This window comes from Streptomyces sp. NPDC048018 (genome assembly GCF_043202995.1).
Taxonomy (GTDB): domain Bacteria; phylum Actinomycetota; class Actinomycetes; order Streptomycetales; family Streptomycetaceae; genus Streptomyces.
In genome coordinates, this window is sequence record NZ_JBIDBK010000013.1 from 60,166 (window position 1) to 76,392 (window position 16,227).

13 protein-coding genes are annotated in these 16,227 nt (G+C 74.8%); 7 read left to right on the forward strand and 6 right to left on the reverse strand.

Going from position 1 to position 16,227, the window contains the following annotated elements:
- Positions 1-36: 36 nt before the first annotated feature.
- Both ACGF1Z_RS33050 and ACGF1Z_RS33055 read left to right on the forward strand, forming a co-directional pair.
- Positions 37-489, forward strand: coding sequence for an ATP-binding protein (locus ACGF1Z_RS33050; RefSeq protein WP_393009885.1), 453 nt, complete (start codon positions 37-39; stop codon positions 487-489).
- Positions 490-531: 42 nt separating this feature from the next.
- Positions 532-3,513, forward strand: a complete 2,982-nt coding sequence (locus ACGF1Z_RS33055; protein ID WP_393009887.1) for a HAMP domain-containing protein — start codon at positions 532-534, stop codon at positions 3,511-3,513.
- On the opposite strand, the gene ACGF1Z_RS33060 is transcribed toward ACGF1Z_RS33055, so the two are convergent.
- A complete protein-coding gene (locus ACGF1Z_RS33060) occupies positions 3,491-5,767 on the reverse strand; it encodes a PP2C family protein-serine/threonine phosphatase (RefSeq protein WP_393009889.1) in 2,277 nt (758 codons plus the stop codon). The genes ACGF1Z_RS33055 and ACGF1Z_RS33060 overlap by 23 nt on opposite strands.
- A gap of 505 nt (positions 5,768-6,272) precedes the next feature.
- On the opposite strand from ACGF1Z_RS33060, the gene ACGF1Z_RS33065 reads away from it, so the two are divergent.
- On the forward strand, positions 6,273-7,514 hold the full coding sequence (locus ACGF1Z_RS33065) for a serine hydrolase domain-containing protein (protein WP_393009891.1): 1,242 nt from the start codon (positions 6,273-6,275) through the stop codon (positions 7,512-7,514).
- Between the two features lie 190 nt (positions 7,515-7,704).
- Here ACGF1Z_RS33065 and ACGF1Z_RS33070 read toward each other — a convergent pair whose 3' ends face one another.
- Positions 7,705-9,144 (reverse strand): chondroitinase-B domain-containing protein, encoded by a 1,440-nt coding sequence (locus tag ACGF1Z_RS33070; protein ID WP_393009893.1) that lies wholly within the window; start codon positions 9,142-9,144, stop codon positions 7,705-7,707.
- A gap of 295 nt (positions 9,145-9,439) precedes the next feature.
- Between ACGF1Z_RS33070 and ACGF1Z_RS33075 the strand changes: the two genes are divergently transcribed.
- Positions 9,440-9,568 carry a hypothetical protein gene (locus ACGF1Z_RS33075; protein WP_393009895.1) on the forward strand — a complete coding sequence of 43 codons (129 nt, stop codon included), beginning with the start codon at positions 9,440-9,442 and terminating at the stop codon, positions 9,566-9,568.
- Positions 9,569-9,620: 52 nt separating this feature from the next.
- Here the strand turns inward: ACGF1Z_RS33075 and ACGF1Z_RS33080 are convergent, their stop codons facing one another.
- Positions 9,621-10,244: a histidine phosphatase family protein gene (locus ACGF1Z_RS33080; protein ID WP_393009897.1), complete on the reverse strand. Its 624-nt coding sequence runs from the start codon at positions 10,242-10,244 to the stop codon at positions 9,621-9,623.
- Between the two features lie 242 nt (positions 10,245-10,486).
- Here ACGF1Z_RS33080 and ACGF1Z_RS33085 point away from each other — a divergent pair, with 242 nt between their 5' ends.
- The 3 genes from ACGF1Z_RS33085 (at position 10,487) to ACGF1Z_RS33095 (ending at position 12,787) form a co-directional block, all read left to right on the forward strand.
- Positions 10,487-10,921, forward strand: coding sequence for a DMT family transporter (locus tag ACGF1Z_RS33085; protein ID WP_393009899.1), 435 nt, complete (start codon positions 10,487-10,489; stop codon positions 10,919-10,921).
- A 329-nt stretch (positions 10,922-11,250) separates the two neighbouring features.
- Positions 11,251-11,568 carry a DMT family transporter gene (locus tag ACGF1Z_RS33090; protein WP_393009901.1) on the forward strand — a complete coding sequence of 106 codons (318 nt, stop codon included), beginning with the start codon at positions 11,251-11,253 and terminating at the stop codon, positions 11,566-11,568.
- 106 nt (positions 11,569-11,674) lie between these two features.
- Entirely contained in the window at positions 11,675-12,787 is a 1,113-nt protein-coding gene (locus ACGF1Z_RS33095; protein WP_393009903.1) for an ABC transporter substrate-binding protein, read from the forward strand.
- Between the two features lie 348 nt (positions 12,788-13,135).
- On the opposite strand, the gene ACGF1Z_RS33100 is transcribed toward ACGF1Z_RS33095, so the two are convergent.
- The 3 genes from ACGF1Z_RS33100 to ACGF1Z_RS33110 form a co-directional block, all read right to left on the reverse strand.
- Positions 13,136-13,846 carry an alpha/beta fold hydrolase gene (locus ACGF1Z_RS33100; protein WP_393009905.1) on the reverse strand — a complete coding sequence of 237 codons (711 nt, stop codon included), beginning with the start codon at positions 13,844-13,846 and terminating at the stop codon, positions 13,136-13,138.
- A 70-nt stretch (positions 13,847-13,916) separates the two neighbouring features.
- Positions 13,917-14,543, reverse strand: coding sequence for a phosphoribosylanthranilate isomerase (locus ACGF1Z_RS33105; RefSeq protein WP_393009907.1), 627 nt, complete (start codon positions 14,541-14,543; stop codon positions 13,917-13,919).
- A gap of 257 nt (positions 14,544-14,800) precedes the next feature.
- Complete coding sequence (locus ACGF1Z_RS33110) at positions 14,801-15,886, reverse strand: hypothetical protein (protein WP_393009909.1); 1,086 nt, start codon at positions 15,884-15,886, stop codon at positions 14,801-14,803.
- Positions 15,887-16,227 lie beyond the last annotated feature (341 nt).

Consider the following 16,227-nt stretch of genomic DNA (forward strand, 5'->3'; position numbering starts at 1 on the left):
CCGTTTAGGGCCGCCCGGGACGGACACTCGCCGCGTATGGCAGCAGGAGAGGGCACACCGGTCACCGACCGCTCTCTGCGGTACGAACTGGCGGAGGGGCCCGGAGTCATGGCCCAGTGCCGCGCGCTCACCCGGCAGGCGCTCCACGCCTGGTTCGGGCCCGCGGGCGCCCCCGACCGGGAGCCGGCCGGAGACGCCCTGCTGCTGGTCTCGGAGGTCGTCACCAACGCCCGCAGGCACGGCCGCGGCCCGTACGAACTGCGGCTCGACGGCAGCGAGCGGGCGCTGTGGGTGCAGGTCAGCGACACCAGCCCCGAGCGGCCCCGCCGGCGGGCACCACACCGCGCCGCCCGCTGCTCCGGGCACGGGCTCTATCTGCTGCAGCGGCTGGCGGCGCGCTGGGGCTCGGTGCCCCGGGGAGACGCGGGCAAGACGGTGTGGTTCGAGGTGGTGGTGGTCCCGGAGGCTCCCCACCACCGTCCGGCCTAGAGTGGATGGGCGGGGCGTCCGACCCCGACCGCGAGGTCCTTCATGGCACAGCGCAGACCAGCACCTGAAGGCGGCCCGGGCACGGGTGACGGCGAGGACGCGTTGCGGCGCCTGCTCGCCGGGCTCACCGCCGTACGGGACGGGGACCTGTCCGTACGCCTCTCCGAGGGGTCCGGCGGCGTCCTGGGCGAGATCGCCACCGTCTACAACGACATGGTCGACCGCCTGTCCCTGCTCACCTCCGAGGTCACCCGCGTCGCCGGCGAGGTCGGCGGGCAGGGTCTGCTCGGCGGGCGGGTGCGCGAGCCGGGGGCCCGCGGGGTGTGGCGGGAGCTCACCATCGGCGTGAACACGATGGCCGACAACCTCACCTCGCAGGTGCGGTCGATCGCGCAGGTCGCGACCGCCGTGGCCCGCGGCGACCTGACGCAGAGGATCCGGGTGGACGCGCGCGGGGAGATCCTGGAGCTGAAGGAGACCATCAACACCATGGTCGACCGGCTCTCCTCGTTCGCGGAGGAGGTCACGCGGGTGGCCCGCGAGGTGGGCACCGAGGGCAAGCTCGGCGGCCAGGCCACGGTGGGCGGCGTGTCCGGCACCTGGAAGGACCTGACCGACAACGTCAACTCGATGGCCGACAACCTGACCAACCAGGTCCGCAACATCGCCCAGGTCACCACCGCCGTCGCCAAGGGCGACCTGACCAGCCGGATCGACGTGGCGGCGCGGGGCGAGATCCTGCAGCTCAAGACCACCATCAACACGATGGTCGACCAGCTGTCGTCGTTCGCGGCCGAGGTCACGCGGGTGGCCCGCGAGGTCGGCACCGAGGGCAAGCTCGGCGGCCAGGCGGAGGTCGAGGGCGTCTCGGGCACCTGGATGCGGCTCACCGAGAACGTCAACGAGCTGGCCGGGAACCTGACCCGCCAGGTGCGGGCGATCGCCGAGGTGACGAGCGCGGTCGCCGAGGGCGACCTCACCCGCTCCATCACCGTCGACGCCCCGGGCGAGGTCGGCGACCTGCGCGACAACATCAACGCGATGGTCGAGTCGCTCCGGGCCACCACCCGGGCGAACGAGGAGCAGGACTGGCTGCAGACGAACCTGGCCCGGATCACCGCGCTGCTCCAGGGCACCCGCCGGCTGCCGCAGATCGCCGAGCTGATCATGGAGGAGGTGCCGCCGACGGTCTCGGCCCAGTACGGGGCGTTCTTCCTCGCCGAGGAGGACGAGGAGGGTCCCTGCCTGGTCCTGGCCGCCTCGTACGGGCTGCCCGACGCCGGCGACCGGCCGCGCCGCTTCCGGCTGGGCGAGGGGCTCGTGGGACAGTCCGCGCGCGACCGGCGCACGCTGGTGGTCGACCCGCTGCCGGAGGGGTACGCGACCGTCTCCTCGGGCATCGGCACGGGCGAGCCGGCCGCCCTCGTCGTGCTGCCGATCGTGGTCGAGGACCAGGTGCTCGGCGCCGTGGAACTCGCTTCGCTCCGGTCCTTCGGCGCGCTCCAGCGCGACTTCCTCGACCGCTTCGTCACCAGCGCCGGAGCCGTTCTCAGCTCGCTGGTGGCCAATCTGCGCACCGACGAGCTGCTGGCCCAGTCCCGCAGTCTCGCCGACGAACTGCGCACCCGTACGCTGGAGTTGCAGGCCCGGCAGCGTGAACTCCAGCTGTCCAACGCCGAACTGCAGGAGCAGGCGGCGCTGCTCGCCGAACGCAACAAGGACATCGAGTCCAAGAACCGGGTCATCGAGCAGGCCCGGCAGGAGCTGGAGGCCCGGGCCCAGCAGCTGTCCCGGACCTCGATGTACAAGTCCGAGTTCCTCGCCAACATGAGCCACGAGCTGCGCACCCCGCTCAACAGCCTGCTCATCCTGGCCCGCCTGCTCTCCCAGAACACCGAGGGCAATCTGACGGAGAAGCAGGTCGACTACGCGGAGGTCATCCACTCGGCGGGATCGGACCTGCTGCAGCTGATCAACGACATCCTCGACCTGTCCAAGGTGGAGGCGGGCAAGATGGAGGTGCGGCGCGAGCCGTTCGCCCTCGCGCAGCTCCTGGAGTACCTGGAGGCGACCTTCGGCCCGGTCGCCGACGAGCAGGGGCTCGACTTCACCGTGAAGGTCGCCCCGGACGTGCCGGCCCGTCTGACGACCGACGAGGGGCGCCTGCGCCAGGTGCTGCGCAATCTCCTGTCCAACGCGCTGAAGTTCACCGACGAGGGCGGCGTCTCGCTGACCGTGGAGCACACGCCGCCCGACGAGATCCCCGCCGCCCTGCGCGACCGGCAGCCGGTGCTGGCCTTCCGTGTCGCGGACACGGGGGTGGGCATCCCGGCCGACCGCCTCCGGCACATCTTCGAAGCGTTCCAGCAGGGCGACGGGACGACGTCGCGCGAGTACGGCGGGACGGGCCTCGGGCTGTCCATCAGCCGGGAGGTGGCCGGCCTGCTCGGCGGCACGATCGAGGTCGAGAGCACGCCGGGCGAGGGCAGCCGCTTCACGTTCCACATCCCGGAGCAGTCGGCGGCGCGGGCGCCCGGGACGCCCGGCGCGCCGGAGGACGGGGCCGCGCCGGAGGGCACCGCGCCCGGCCCGGGCCCGGACGCACCGCGCACCGAGCCGCCGGCGCAGGCCGGCCGCCCGGCCCGGGAGGACACCGGCACCACCGTCCTCGTCGTCGACGACGACCTGCGCAACGTCTTCGCGCTCACCGAGGTGCTGGAGAGCAACGGACTACGGGTCCTGACGGCCGACGGCGGCCGCCGGGCGGTCGAACTGCTCGCCGGGGACACGGACGTCCGGCTGGTCCTGATGGACGTGATGATGGCCGGCATGGACGGCTACCAGGCCATCGAGGAGATCCGGCGGCTGCCGGGCCGGAGCGGACTGCCGATCGTCGTCGTGACGGCGAAGGCGATGCCGGGCGACCGGGCGCACGCGCTGGAGGCGGGGGCCGACGACTACCTCGCGAAACCGGTGGACGAGACGGAACTGATGGCCAGGATCAGGGAACGACTGCGGAGTTGACCTCCGGCGCCTCGGCCTCGCCGGGGCGCCGGACCCGCACCGCGACCAGACTCGTGTCGTCGTCGGTGTCGCCGAGCGCGGTGCCGAGCAGCCCGTCCACGAGCAGCTCCGGGCTCTCCAGGCCGGCCATCCGCTCGGCCGTCGTGACCAGTCGGGCCAGACCCTGTCCGAGGCCCTCGTGGCGCCGTTCGACCAGGCCGTCCGTGTAGAGCAACAGGGTGTCCCCGGGGCGCAGCCCGGTGCGGCGCTCCGCGTACGCGTACGACGGCACCGCCCCGAGCAGGATGTCCTGCGGCGGTTCGAGCAGCCGCGCGCGGCCGTCCCGGACGAGCAGCAACGGCAGATGGCCGGCGCTCGACCAGACGAGGGTGCGGTCCCCGGGGTCGTAGAGCGCGCACACGGCGGTGGCGGTGGACCCGCCGCCGGTCCGCAGGGTGACGTCGTTGAGCCAGCCCATCAGCTCCGCGGGCGGCCGGCCGGTGAAGGCGAGGGCGCGCTGGGCGTTGCGCAGGGCGACCATGCCGGTGACGGTGTCGATGCCGTGTCCCGCGATGTCGCCCACGGCCACCAGGACCTTGCCGCCGGGCAGCGGAAGCACGTCGTACCAGTCGCCGCCGACCTGGTACTCCTCGGCGGCCGGCCGGTAGCGGGCGGCGACGCTGAGGTCTCCGGGCAGCTCGCGCAGGGCCGTCACCTCGGGCACGATGGCGCGCTGGAGCTGGAGCGCGAGCTGGTGGCGTATCTCGGCCTGGCTGCGGACGGCGTTGAGGTGCTCGAAGGTCGCGGTGAGGGCGACCTCGGTACGGCGGGTCGCCGAGACGTCCTGGTAGACCCCGACGAGGCCGGTGACCGTGTCCCCTTCGAGCAGCGGCTCGGCGGCCACCCGCACATGGCGCACGGAGCCGTCGGGCAGCAGGGTGCGCAGCACGGCCTGGGCGCCCGAGTGGCGCTCGGTGAGCGTCCTGAGCAGCTCGGTGAGGGCCTCGCCGTCCTCCGGATGGACCCGGCCGCGCAGGGCGAGCAGCGGCAGCGGTGCCTCGTCCCGGGCCATCCCGAAGATCCCGTAGGCCTGCTCCGACCACACGGTGTCGCCGCCGCTGAGGCTGTCCTGGAAGGTGGCCACGCTCTGGAGCCGCGCGACGGCCCGGGCGGCGGCGATGCCGGGATCGCCGACGGAGTGCCACAGGACCAGCATCCGGTCCGCTCCCACCGACAGGACGCGTACGTCGAGGAGCGGGCCGAGCGCTCCTCCCGGTGCCGGGCCGGCCGGCGGGAGCCGGGCGGCGTGCTGCGGACGGCGGGTGAGACGCACCCGCAGCACCAGCCGGGCGAGCTCGTCGTGGACGTGCGGGAAGGCCCGCGGGAGGGAGCGGTCGCCGGGCGCGAGGGGGCCGCCGAGGGCCGCGGCGGCGGCCTCGTTGGCGTGTTCCAGGACCGGGGCGCCGGAGTGGGCGCTGGTCCGAAGGAGGACGGCCGGGGTCACGAGCGCGTCGAGGACGTCCGCCAGGGCCGGGGCGCCGGGCTCGTCGGCGTCGGGCCGGTCGAGGATCGCCGCCGCCACGTCCATGAGCCCGGCGACCGCCCGCCGCAGCGGCGGCCCGAAGTCCACGGGGCCCGGCCAGCCGACGAGCGCCACGCCGACCGGCGCCCCTCGCCGCCGCAGCGGCAGCACGGCCCGCGCCGCGGCGGGCCCGGCGCCCGGCAGGCCCGGGTCTCCGTCCAGCCACACGGGGCCGTTGCCGTCGAGGGCGGCGCGCAGGGGCGCCGGTGCCGCGGGCGGGATCGACCGCCAGGCCGCCGCCTCCACGGCGCCCACCCCGGCGTGGCCGGCCAGCCGCAGACTCCCGGCGTCGGCGCAGCGCCACAGCCACAGGCTGTCCGCGCCGAGCGGCGCCAGGCCCCCTTCCAGGAGCGTCCTGGCCGCCTCGCCGACCCCGGGCGCGACCTCGGCCGCCGCGGCCGTGCGGCGCAGGCGGCGGGCCGGCAGCGGGGAGGGCGCGTCCGGGGCGGGCAGGACGTCGCCGGGGCCGGCGACCGCGTTCACGACGTCCGCCGCGAGGTCCTCCACCGCCAGTCCGGTGGCCGCCGCGAGGGCCGTCAGATGCTCCGCCGCGTCGGCGGTCGGCAGGCCCTGCTGGGCCGCGAGGACGCCGGTCGCGAGATCGATCAGACGCCGCCGCGCGAGTTCCGCGCGCAGCAGCCGGTTCTCGGCCGCGAGCCCCGCGAACCGGGTCTCCGCGGAGCCGTCGGACACCGCCGGCGGCCTTCCCTCGGAGTCTGCGGAACCGGTCAAGACGACCTCCGGAGCGGGGCGCTCGTACTCTTCGGAGTCTACGTCCGGAGCGGCCCGGGCACCCCGCGCCGGACGACGGTGGGCGCGGTCGGCGCGGGGTGCTTCCGGTGCGTCCTCCCCGCGGGGCGAACGCGGGCGCGGGGAGTAGTGCGGGGGGGAGGAGTGCGAGCGCGGGGAGTAGCGCGGGCGTGGGGCGGGCGCGGGGAGGAGGGGCGGGGAGGGCGGACGCGTTCCCCGTCCCCTTCTCCCACGGGTGCTCCGATCCCCCCGTCCCACAAGCGGTCCGTGCGCCCCGTGCCCCTGGCATCCGGCCGGACCGGCGGCCGGTTTCCCGGAGTTGGCCGAAACACGCCTTCCTCTCCGGGAACCTGCTCCGCTCCACGGCACTCATGATCGGTGAACGACCCAGTCGAGGAAGAAGCCGAGGAAACCTGTGCTCCGTTCGCCGCACCGTCGCCGCCTGGCCGTGGGCGCCACTCTGATCGCCGCACTCGCCGGGGCCCTCGCCCCGGCCGCCGGCGCGTCCGCCGCACCCGTCCCCGTCACCCCGCCCACGACAGCACCCGCGACGACGGTCGCGCCCGACATGGAGGGCGTGGCCGCCGCGCTCGACGCCGCCATGGCGAACGGCGCCCCGGGCGCCATGGCCAGGTTCGCCGGTCCCGACGGGGTCACGTACCGGACCGCCGGCGTCCGGGACCGCGCGACGGGCGCGGCGATGGACATCCACGCGCGCTTCCGGATCGGCAGCGTCAGCAAGACGTTCTCCACGGTCGTACTGCTCCAGCTGGTGCAGGAGGGCAAGCTCGAGCTCGACGCGCCGGTGAACCGCTACCTCCCCGGCCTGCTGCCCGACGAGCGCATCACGGTCCGTCACCTCCTGACCCACCGCAGCGGGTTGGCCGACTACACCGACGCCATGTTCGAGAAGACGGTACCGGGCTTCGAGTCCGTGCGTAACCGGGTCTTCACCTACCAGGAGCTCGTCGACCTCTCCCTGGCGCTGCCGCGCACCACCGAGCCCGGCGTCTCGTACAAGTACTCCAACGCCAACTTCGTCGTGGTCGGCATGCTGATCGAGAAGCTGACCGGCCGGCCGGTGGCGGACGCGTACAAGAACCGCATCTTCAAGCCGCTGAAGCTGAGCGGCACGTCGTACGTGCACCCCGACACGCGCATCAAGGGCCTGCACGCACGCGGCTACCTGCACCCGGACGAGGAGGGCGCGCCGCTCGTGGACTCCACCGAGCAGACGGTGTCGTGGGCGCAGTCGGCGGGCGCGGTCATCTCCACCCCGGCGGACCTGAACACCTTCATGAGCGCGCTGCTGCGCGGCCGGCTGCTCTCCCCGGCGATGCTGGACGCCATGACCACGGTCACGCCGACGGACGCCACCAACACCCGTTTCTACGGGCTGGGCCTGCGCCGCTACAACCTGTCGTGCGGCACGCAGATCTTCGGCCACACCGGCACCGTGCAGGGCTTCTACACGTACGCCTTCACGACCCGGGACGGCAGGCACAGTCTGTCGGCGGTCGCGAACACCTCGAACCACGGGGCGGCGAACACGGCGCTCGGCGGGACGCTGGAGGCCGCGTTCTGCGGCAAGAAGCCGGCCCCGGCCGCGAAGTCCCCGGCGGCCCGCTCCTTCACGGCCCCGGGCGCGACCGACCGTCCGGCCGAGCGGGACCTGCCCGAGCGGCACTGACGTCGCGCACCACGGGTCCCCGCCGGTGCGACCGGCCGGGACCCGGGTTACGGGTTCGGACCCCGGCGAGCGCACGGGCTTCGGGCAACGGCGCGGACCCGGACAGCGGCACGGCGGACCGGGACGGCGGCACGGCGCCGGCCGCTGCCCCGTGGGGCTGTGGCCGGCGCCGTGCCGGGAGGTGGCGGCCTCAGGCGGCGTCCGGGCCCACGTCCACCGGCGTGAGCGGCCGGCGGAGCGGGGCCGCGGTGGAGTACTCGTCCGCGCCGATGTCACGGGCGCCCGAGCGGACGTGCCCGTCGAGGTCCTCGGCGACGGCCGGGGCGGTCCGCGTCGCCGCGTCGATCGCGGGACTGCCCGCCGTCAGCCGGTGCACCCCGTCGGTGTCCAGGCGCAGCTGCGGATCGACCCGGCGGTAGCCGGCGTTCGGGAGGGTGCCGTCCGCGGCGGTGCCCCACAGGATGTTGCCCTGCCAGAGGAAGCCGGTGCCCTGCGGGAGGTCGACCAGGGTGCCGCTGCCGCCGACCAGGATGTTGTCGGCGACGACCACGTCGCTCGGCGCGTAGGCACGGCTCTCGCCGGAGAGCGTCCGGGCGTTGCCGACGAAGGTGTTGTGGGCGATGACCGCGCGGTCGCAGGCGTCGTTGCCGCGTCGCTCGTCGGCCGTCTCGCCGCTGTGGTGGTCGCGGGTGGTGCCGCTGCCGACGACGAGGGCGCGGCCGGTGAGGGCGCCGAAGTAGTTGTTCACGACGAGGTGGTCGTTGCCGTAGAGGCGGACGCCCTCGCCGCCGCCGATCAGGTGGTTGGCCGCGACGGTGGACCGGTTGCCGTGGCGCAGCACGATGCCGCCGCGGCTGTCCCGCACGGTGTTGTAGCGGACGGTGTTGTCGGAGGACTTCACCGACACCGTCTCGGGGTCGCCGTCGCACCGCTCGAAGAGGTTGTACTCGACCACGGCGTTCGCGCTGGAGAGGGCACGGGCGCTGACGCCGAGACGAATCGGTTCGCCGCCGTTCTCCCCGCCGTAGCTGTGGTCGGAGAAGTGGTTGCGGAGGACGGTGAGCCGCTGGGCCATCGCGGTCGAGCCGGGCCCGTCGACGACCAGGAAGATGCCCTGGGTGGTCTTGTCGTGGAAGCGGTTCCGGTCGATCTTGGCGTCGTCGCCGCGTACGAGCACCCAGTCGAGCCCGGAGACGTCGGCGAACCTGAGGTCGTTGCGGGTCAGCCGGATGCGCGGGCAGCTCGCCGGGATCTCCAGGGTGGTGCTCTGCCGCAGGGCGAAGCCGCTGACGACGATGTTGCTGGAGTCCGCGAACACGAAGCTGCGCGCGCCCTGGAGCACCGCCCCGCCGCGCGACGCGGCGACGATGGTGATGGGCGCGGCGGGGGTGCCGTTCCGGCCGGAGACGGTGATACCGGCGGTGGGCACGGTGTAGGTGCCGTCGGCGAGGACGATCCGGTCGCCGGGCAGGGCCCGGTCGATCGCCTTCTGGAGCTCGGCGAGGGAGCCGACGGTCACAGTGCCCGCCTCGGCGGCGGCGGTGCGCGCGGAGTTCGCCGAGGCGAGGGACGGGACGGCGGCGAGGGCCGTGCCGAGGAGGGTGCCGGTGAGGAAGGTACGTCGTCGCATGGTGCCCCCGAGGCGGTCAGGCGGATGGTCGGGGCCACAGCCTGCGGGAACCCCCTGCCGTTCCGCTGCCGTCCCGCTAACGCCCCGTCCCACAGGGGCCCTTACCGCGTCCGCCTTCCTTTTCCCGTCCCCCTCCACTCCCCCTCTCCCCCTGCTCCCCTCGCGTCTCCCCCTCCGCTCCTCATCCGAAGGCCAACCGCGACTTCGCGGCCCGGCGTCTCGTGGTCGGCCTGGGCACGGGCGCGGGCGTCCCGGGCAGGATCGAGGGCGTGGCGGTCGGGGGTTCCCGGACCTGGTGCCGCTCGACGACAGCGACGTCGGGATGAGCGACGGCAGCGGCGCGTTCGACGCGAACGGCCGGCTCATCGACAGCGGCGTCGAGACGCGGCTCGTCCGCGTCCGCCTCGACCGTCCGGTGCGCTGACACCCCGACGGCGGCGGGTCCGCACCGTGGCTTGGGCGCGGGAGCCGGGATCTCAGATGTGGAGCTCCTGCGGGAAGCCGGTCCAGCGGAGCTCGGCGGGGAGATGGCCCGTGTCGTTGAAGAGGAGGACCGCCGGGGCACGGCCGGGCGCATAGCGGATGACGGTCAGCGCCGCGTTGGCGTGGTTGATGCCCATCCAGCGCCACTTCGGGGCGTCGAGGGCGGCGCGGAGGAGCCAGCCGACGAGGAAGTTGTGCGTGACGACGAGTTCGTGGCGCGGCTCGTCGCCGGCGACGGGCCCGGTGAACTGCGCGAGCGCCGCCTCCGCGAGGCCGGGCCCCTGCTCGCGCTCCTCGGCCGGGAACTGCCGCAGAAAGCCCAGCATGGCGTCGGCCGTCTCCGCCGGCAGTTCCTCGCGCGACGGAAGGTAGGGGATGTAGTCGCCGGCCGCGACGGCGAGCTGCGCTGGGACGCCGTCGAGTTGTTCACCGACCAGCCGCGCGGTCTGTGCGGCACGGGCGAGCGGCCCGTGATGGATCGCCGTCAGCGGGACACCCCGCAGCCGCTCTCCGAGGAGCGCGGCCTGGTGGCGGCCGGCCGCTGTCAACTCGCTCTCGTCCGCGGTGGCCTCGGCGTGCCGGGTCAGGTACAGATAGCGGGCGGCTGTGAGGGGCACGAGCGAGTCCTCCGGCGAGTCGATCTTGCGGACTCCTGGAGTGACGCCGACGCGTGCGGGCCGGTTCCCCGGAGAGCCGGTGTCCGCCCCGGGACGACTCCTGGCCTCGCGGAGGCCGTGCGGCCCGGTCGCTCATCGGGCGCCTCCCCACGGGGGTTTGACAGCAGGTTATATGCCCGTGCAAGCTTCTCGGCGACATCTAGTTGCACGTACAAGCAATCAAAACGGGGGGTTTGATTCCGATGTCCACAGAAGAGAAGGCCATGACACGCGGGGCGGATGCGGCCGGTACGGCGGGGGCCGTCTCCGCCGAAGAGGCGCGCAGGAAGCAGAACGTCGGCTGGACGTGGCTGCTCCTCTCCTCGGTCTTCGAGGTCACCTTCGCGCTCTCCACCGAGGCCACCCACGCCTTCACCCGGCTCGGCCCCTCCCTGCTCACCGCGGTGGCCGCCGCCTTCGGCATCTACGGCCTCTCCCAGGCACTGAAGTACCTGGACGTCGGCGTCGGCTACACCGTCTGGGCCGGCATCGGCGGCGTCGGCACCGTCATCTTCGGCACCCTCATCTACGACGAGCCGATGACCGTGTGGAAGGTGGTCGCCTTCGTCCTGATCATCGGCGGCGGCACGGCGCTGCGCGTCACCGACCGGATCGCCGCCGCGAAGTCGGCGACCTGACGGCCCCTGCCCCGGGCCACCCACGACGGCACCGCAGGGGGCGGGCGGTGCTCCCACCACCGGCCCACCCGGTCCACCCGTCCCGCGCCCTCGGCACCACCCCACCCGGCCCGCGCCGCTCAGCCACGCCGTAGGCCCGCGCCACTCGGCCCCACCTCCGGCCCGCGCCCCCGACGCCACCCGGCCCGGTCGCACCGCTCTGCGCGCCACCCGGCATGCGCGTCCGACGGGCCCGCCCGGCCTGTTCATCCCGACCAGCCCGACCAGCCCGCTCAGCCCGACCAGCCCCAATCGGCTCGACCAGCCCCGACCAGGAGAGAGTCACTGCCATGACCTGGCTGTTCCTCGGCATCGCCATCGTCTTCGAGATCCTCTTCGCGCTCGGCACCAACGCGACCCAGGGCTTCACCCGCCTGTGGCCCAGCGTGCTGACCCTGCTCGCCGCCGCCGGCGGCATCTACGCCCTGTCCCGCGCCCTGCTCGACCTCGACGTCTCGGTGGGCTACACCCTGTGGACCGGCATCGGCGGCGTCGGCACCGTCGTCTTCGGCTCGATCCTCTTCAAGGAGAGACTCACCCTGGCCCGCCTGCTGTCCTTCGCGTCCATCATCGGCGGCGCGGTCATCCTGCGGGTGACCTCCGCCTGAGGTGGCTGCCCGCCGCCTCGCCCTCCGACGCACCCTAAATCGGTTGCCGGTCGGCGAGGGTGGCGTATGCAATGTCCGGCATCGTCACACGGGAGACGCCCAGACCATGCACACGCCATCCTCGCTCGCCTCCACCCCACGGACCGCCGGACCGCCGGTCCTGATCGGCGCCCTCGTCCCGCTGAGCCGCCCCGGCTGGGTCGAGGCCGGCCGGCATCTGCTCGCCGGGCTCGAACTGGCCCTCCACGAGGCCGCCGAGAGCGGCGGGATCGCCGGAAGGCCGCTCGAAATGACGGTCCGGGACACCGCGGCCGACCCGGAGCGGGCCGCGGCGGCCGTGGAGGAGCTGGCCGGCCTGGGTGCGGCAGCCGTGGTGGGCGAGTACCACAGCGTCGTCGCCCGCGCCGCCGCCACGCGGGCCGACGCGCTCGGCCTGCCGTTCCTGTGCTCGTCGGCCGTTCTCGACGCGCTGACCGACGGGCCCACGGAGCGGGTGGCGCGCCTGGCCCCGCCGCAGTCCCGCGGCTGGCGGACGTACGCGGACTTCCTGCTCGACGCGGGTCACCGCCGGATCGCCGTGGCGACCCAGCCGAGCGTTTACTGGGCCTCCGGGACCCGCATCCTGCGGGACCGTCTCGCCGAGCGCGGAGGCTCCGTCATGGAGCTCGACGCGCTCGGACTCTCCCCCACGGCCCTGTGCGACGCCCTCGTCGCCCGTCGCGCGACGGCCCTCCTTCTCCTCGTGGGCCACCCCGAGCCGGCCGTGCCGGTCGTCGAGGCCGTCCGCCGGGACCGGCGGCTGGCCGAGGTCCTGATCGGCGCCCCCGCCGGGCAGCCGGAGTTCACCGAATGGGAGGCCCTGCTCGGCGCCGAGGGCGCCGGGATCCCGTTCCTGCGCTACCTGCCGGAACGCCTCGGACCGCTCGGCACGCGGGTCGACGCGGCCCTCCGCGGGCGGCTGGGCGGCGCACCCTCCTTCGTCGCCTTCGAGGGCTACGACACCGGCATCACCCTCACCGAGGCCCTGCGCTCACACGGCGCCGACCGGGTGAGCCTGGCCGGGGCCTGGCCGAGGATCGCCGTCGACGGCACGCGGGGGCGCATCAGCTTCTCCCGCACGCCCGACATCGACGTGTGGCAGTGGGACGGGGCTCCCGTCCAGGTAGTCGACCGGGATCCGGCCGCGCCCGACCGATTCCGGGTCCTCCGCACCGCCTGAGACGGCCCGCCCCGCGACACAACCACCAGGTCCGTCGCGCGCGAAGAGTGGTCGTCACACGCCCCGGGCCGACGAAGGCTCCCCTGGCCGTAGGTGACACAGCATGCCGCACGCCAAGGCCGTTGACCCAAAGGGGAGTCAGACCTGCCTTCCGCGACGGTCCAGAAAGGACCGTCGACGGACGGGGGTCCTCCATGAGCCGGGCGCAGGGCCCGTCGCCGGGACGGACGACGGACCGGACGCGCGGCCCGAGGCGGAGACGCGGACGGGGACGGGGACGAGGACAGGGACAGGGACGGGGACGGGGGCGGGGGCGCAGACAGGGGCGGACTCCGCGTCCGTCCAGGTCTAGTCTCCGGCGTTCACGCCCTGCTCCTCGGTGGCCGCGGCCTCGGCCAGCAGCCGGGCGAGTGCGCGGGGGCGGGTGGTCATCGGCCAGTGGCCGGAGTCGAGGTCGACGTAGTCGAGGTGGGCGACCCGGGCGAGCTCGGGGCTCTCTCCGTCGGCGATCCACTCCTTCGCCTGGGCTGGGCCGAACTCGGGACACACGAGCAGCACCGGGACGTCGAAGCGGCGCTCGTCGGTGAGCCGCACCGTCCCCCGGGCCACCGCCTCCGGGACCGGGACGGCGGCGGAGGCGAAGCGCTCCCGTGCCGCCTCGTCCAGGTCGTCGGCGTCCGGTCCCTCGAAGGGGCCCCAGCCCGGGAAGGGCATGAAGCCGTCCTCGATCGGAAAGGCGTCGGCGTAGGCGCGCCCGTCGGGGGCGGGGAAGCCGCCGACCAGGGCCACCTTGGCCACCTTCTCCGGCCGGGCGTCGGCGGCCAGCCAGGCCAGGCTGCAGGCGGCGGAGTGCCCCACCACGAGCGGCCTGCCGGGCGCCGCGTCGACGGCGGCGAGCACCGCCGCCAGCTGGTCGTCGAGCGTGGCGGAGAGGTCTCCGTCCCCCTGGCCGGGCAGAGGGACCGGAACGGGCCGGTGGCCGAGCGCGGTGAGTTCGGGAACGACCTCGTCCCAGGCCGTTCCGTCGAGCCACAGGCCGGCGATGAGCAGGATGTCCACGGGCGTTCCTCCCGGAGGGGTGTGCGGTCGGGCGACCTGCGAAACGCTACCGGGAGGGTCTGACAACGCCTCAGCCCCGCGCGCCGGCCGCCTTCGCCGCGGTGACGAAGTCCCGGACCAGGGCGTGGTCCTTGACGCCCGGGGCGGACTCGACGCCGCTGGACACGTCGACGCCCCAGGGGCGGGCCCGGGCGACGGCCTCCCCGACGTTGCCGGGGGCGAGTCCGCCGGCGAGGAGCCACGTCCCCTGCGGGCGGGCCGTGTCGAGGAGGGAGAGGTCCCAGCGGGCGCCGGAGCCGGCGCGGGGCGAGTCGAGCAGCAGGACCTCCTCCCCGTAGGCACCCACGCGGGTGTCGGGGCGCTCCTTGAGAGAGGTGGCCCGCCACAGGCGGGGGAAGACGAGGGCGGCCGCAGTGAAGTCGGCGGCGTCGTATCGGCCGTGCAGCTGGAGGGCGTCGACGTCGAGTTCGCGGGCGAGCGCGGCGGCGTCCGCGGCGGGGGTGTCGTTGACGACGAGGACGGACAGCACGTGCGCGGGCGTGTGGGCGCGCGCGTGGGCGGCGAGGCGCACGGCGGTGTCCCGGTCGAGGCCGCGGACGCTGGTTCCGCTGATGACGAGCCCGATCGCGTCGGCGCCGGCCCCGGCGGCCGCGTCGATGTCGGCGGGCGTGGCGAGCCCGCACACCTTGACGAACACTGTCCCTCCTCCGCTGGTCCCGCCCGATCCTATGCCGCCCGTGCGGGCCCGGAGTCCGGCCCCGGGCCGCTCCGCGGCAGCCGTACCGGGCACGACGAGCAGCCGGTCGCGGTGCTCGTCACCGTGGTCGCGCGGATCGACGCGGCCGGCCGGCTCGGCATGGTCGTGCGCGACGCGGGCGACGCGTACGCCCCGGGCGGGTCCGGGGCCCGGACCGCCCGACCGGGGTGCGGCCGGGGGCGTGCGGGCTCCGGGCGTCAGGCGCCCCCGGCCTCCTCCCGGTACTCCTCGGCGGGCTCGTCCAGGGCGGCGTCGGCGGCGTACGGGTGGACGTAGCGGTCCGCGCCGAAGGGCGTGAACCAGGTGCCGAAGCCGAGCGGCGCGGTGTCCTCGTCGGGGGCCGGGCGCGGCCGGTCGAGGACGTGGACGCGGAAGCGCTCCAGGGCGGCGGCGACCTCGTCGTCCAGGAGGCCGTAGAGGTCGAGGGCCACGTGCGCCTGCTCGACCAGGAAGCGCAGGACGAATTCGTCGGCGAGGCAGCCGAGCCGGCGGAAGCCGCCGTCGGTGAAGCGGGTGGTGAGGGCGACGGCGGTCACCAGGAAGCGGCGGGCGAAGAGTTCGTCGTAGCGGTCGGCGTGCCGGGCGGGCAGCCGGTCGAGGTGCCAGAGGTGGCCCGCGCAGGAGGCGACGTCGGTGTCCTCCTCGGCGAGGGCCTGCGCGTCGTCGCAGAGCTCGTCGATGAGGACCTCGGCGGCGTGGACGAGGGCGCCGGCGGCGAGCCGTGCGGCGTCGGGGCCGGTGCCGAAGACGGCCGGGTCGAAGGAGCGCAGGGCCGGGGCCAGGGCCAGGATCTCGGCCTCGGGGTCGGGGGTCTCCTCGACGACCTCGGGGAGGGCCTCGTCGCCGTCCGGGCCGGCGGTGCCGGGCGCTCCGGCGGTGTGCCGGGCCCGGCGGGCCGCAGGATCGCTGGGCGGGGCGTCGGGCCCGTCGGCGGCCTCCAGGCTCTCGCGGGCCCGGTCGGTGTGGAGTCTGACCTCGCTGCTCACCACCACCCAGCCGGCCAGTTCGTCGGTCCGGTCGAGTATCTCCTGGGTCACGGCGCCCACCGCGTCCTCGGCGGCCTCCAGGGAGGGGGCGGCCACGCGCACGGTGAGCAGGAGGCCGCGCGGGTGCCCGGCGACGGCGACGTCGAAGACGTCCACCTCCACCCCGTCGGGCCCCTCCGCGCCGGCCACGGAGCCGAAGCCCCGTTCGAGCAGGACGACGGCCCCGACCCGGCCGAGTTCGTCGAGGTCGGGGGCGCCGTCCGGTATGCAGGTTTCCACGGTCACGACGTAGGTCACGACGGAAAGCGTGCCAGGCGCACCGCGGAGGTTCGAGCCGATCGGCGAATCCGGGACGGCCGGACGGCCCCGTGCGGGCCAGGATGGCAGGAACGCGTCCTTCCCGGCGTCGCGGCGCGACGCGCCGAGGGGGCCCGCCGGTGGATCGTCCTCCGGTCGCTCCGGCCCCGGGTCCCGCCCCGCGGCGCTCGCCGTGCGCCCGCCTCGCCCGCCGGCCGGTGAGCGCCACACGTACGGGTGGATCCGCGGATCGTCGAGCTGCCCCCGGCCGACGGGATCCCGTCCAGTCGGCGTCAGGGGCGCGTCACGGGAGTCCCCGGCCGGCCGCGGGCGGGCATGGC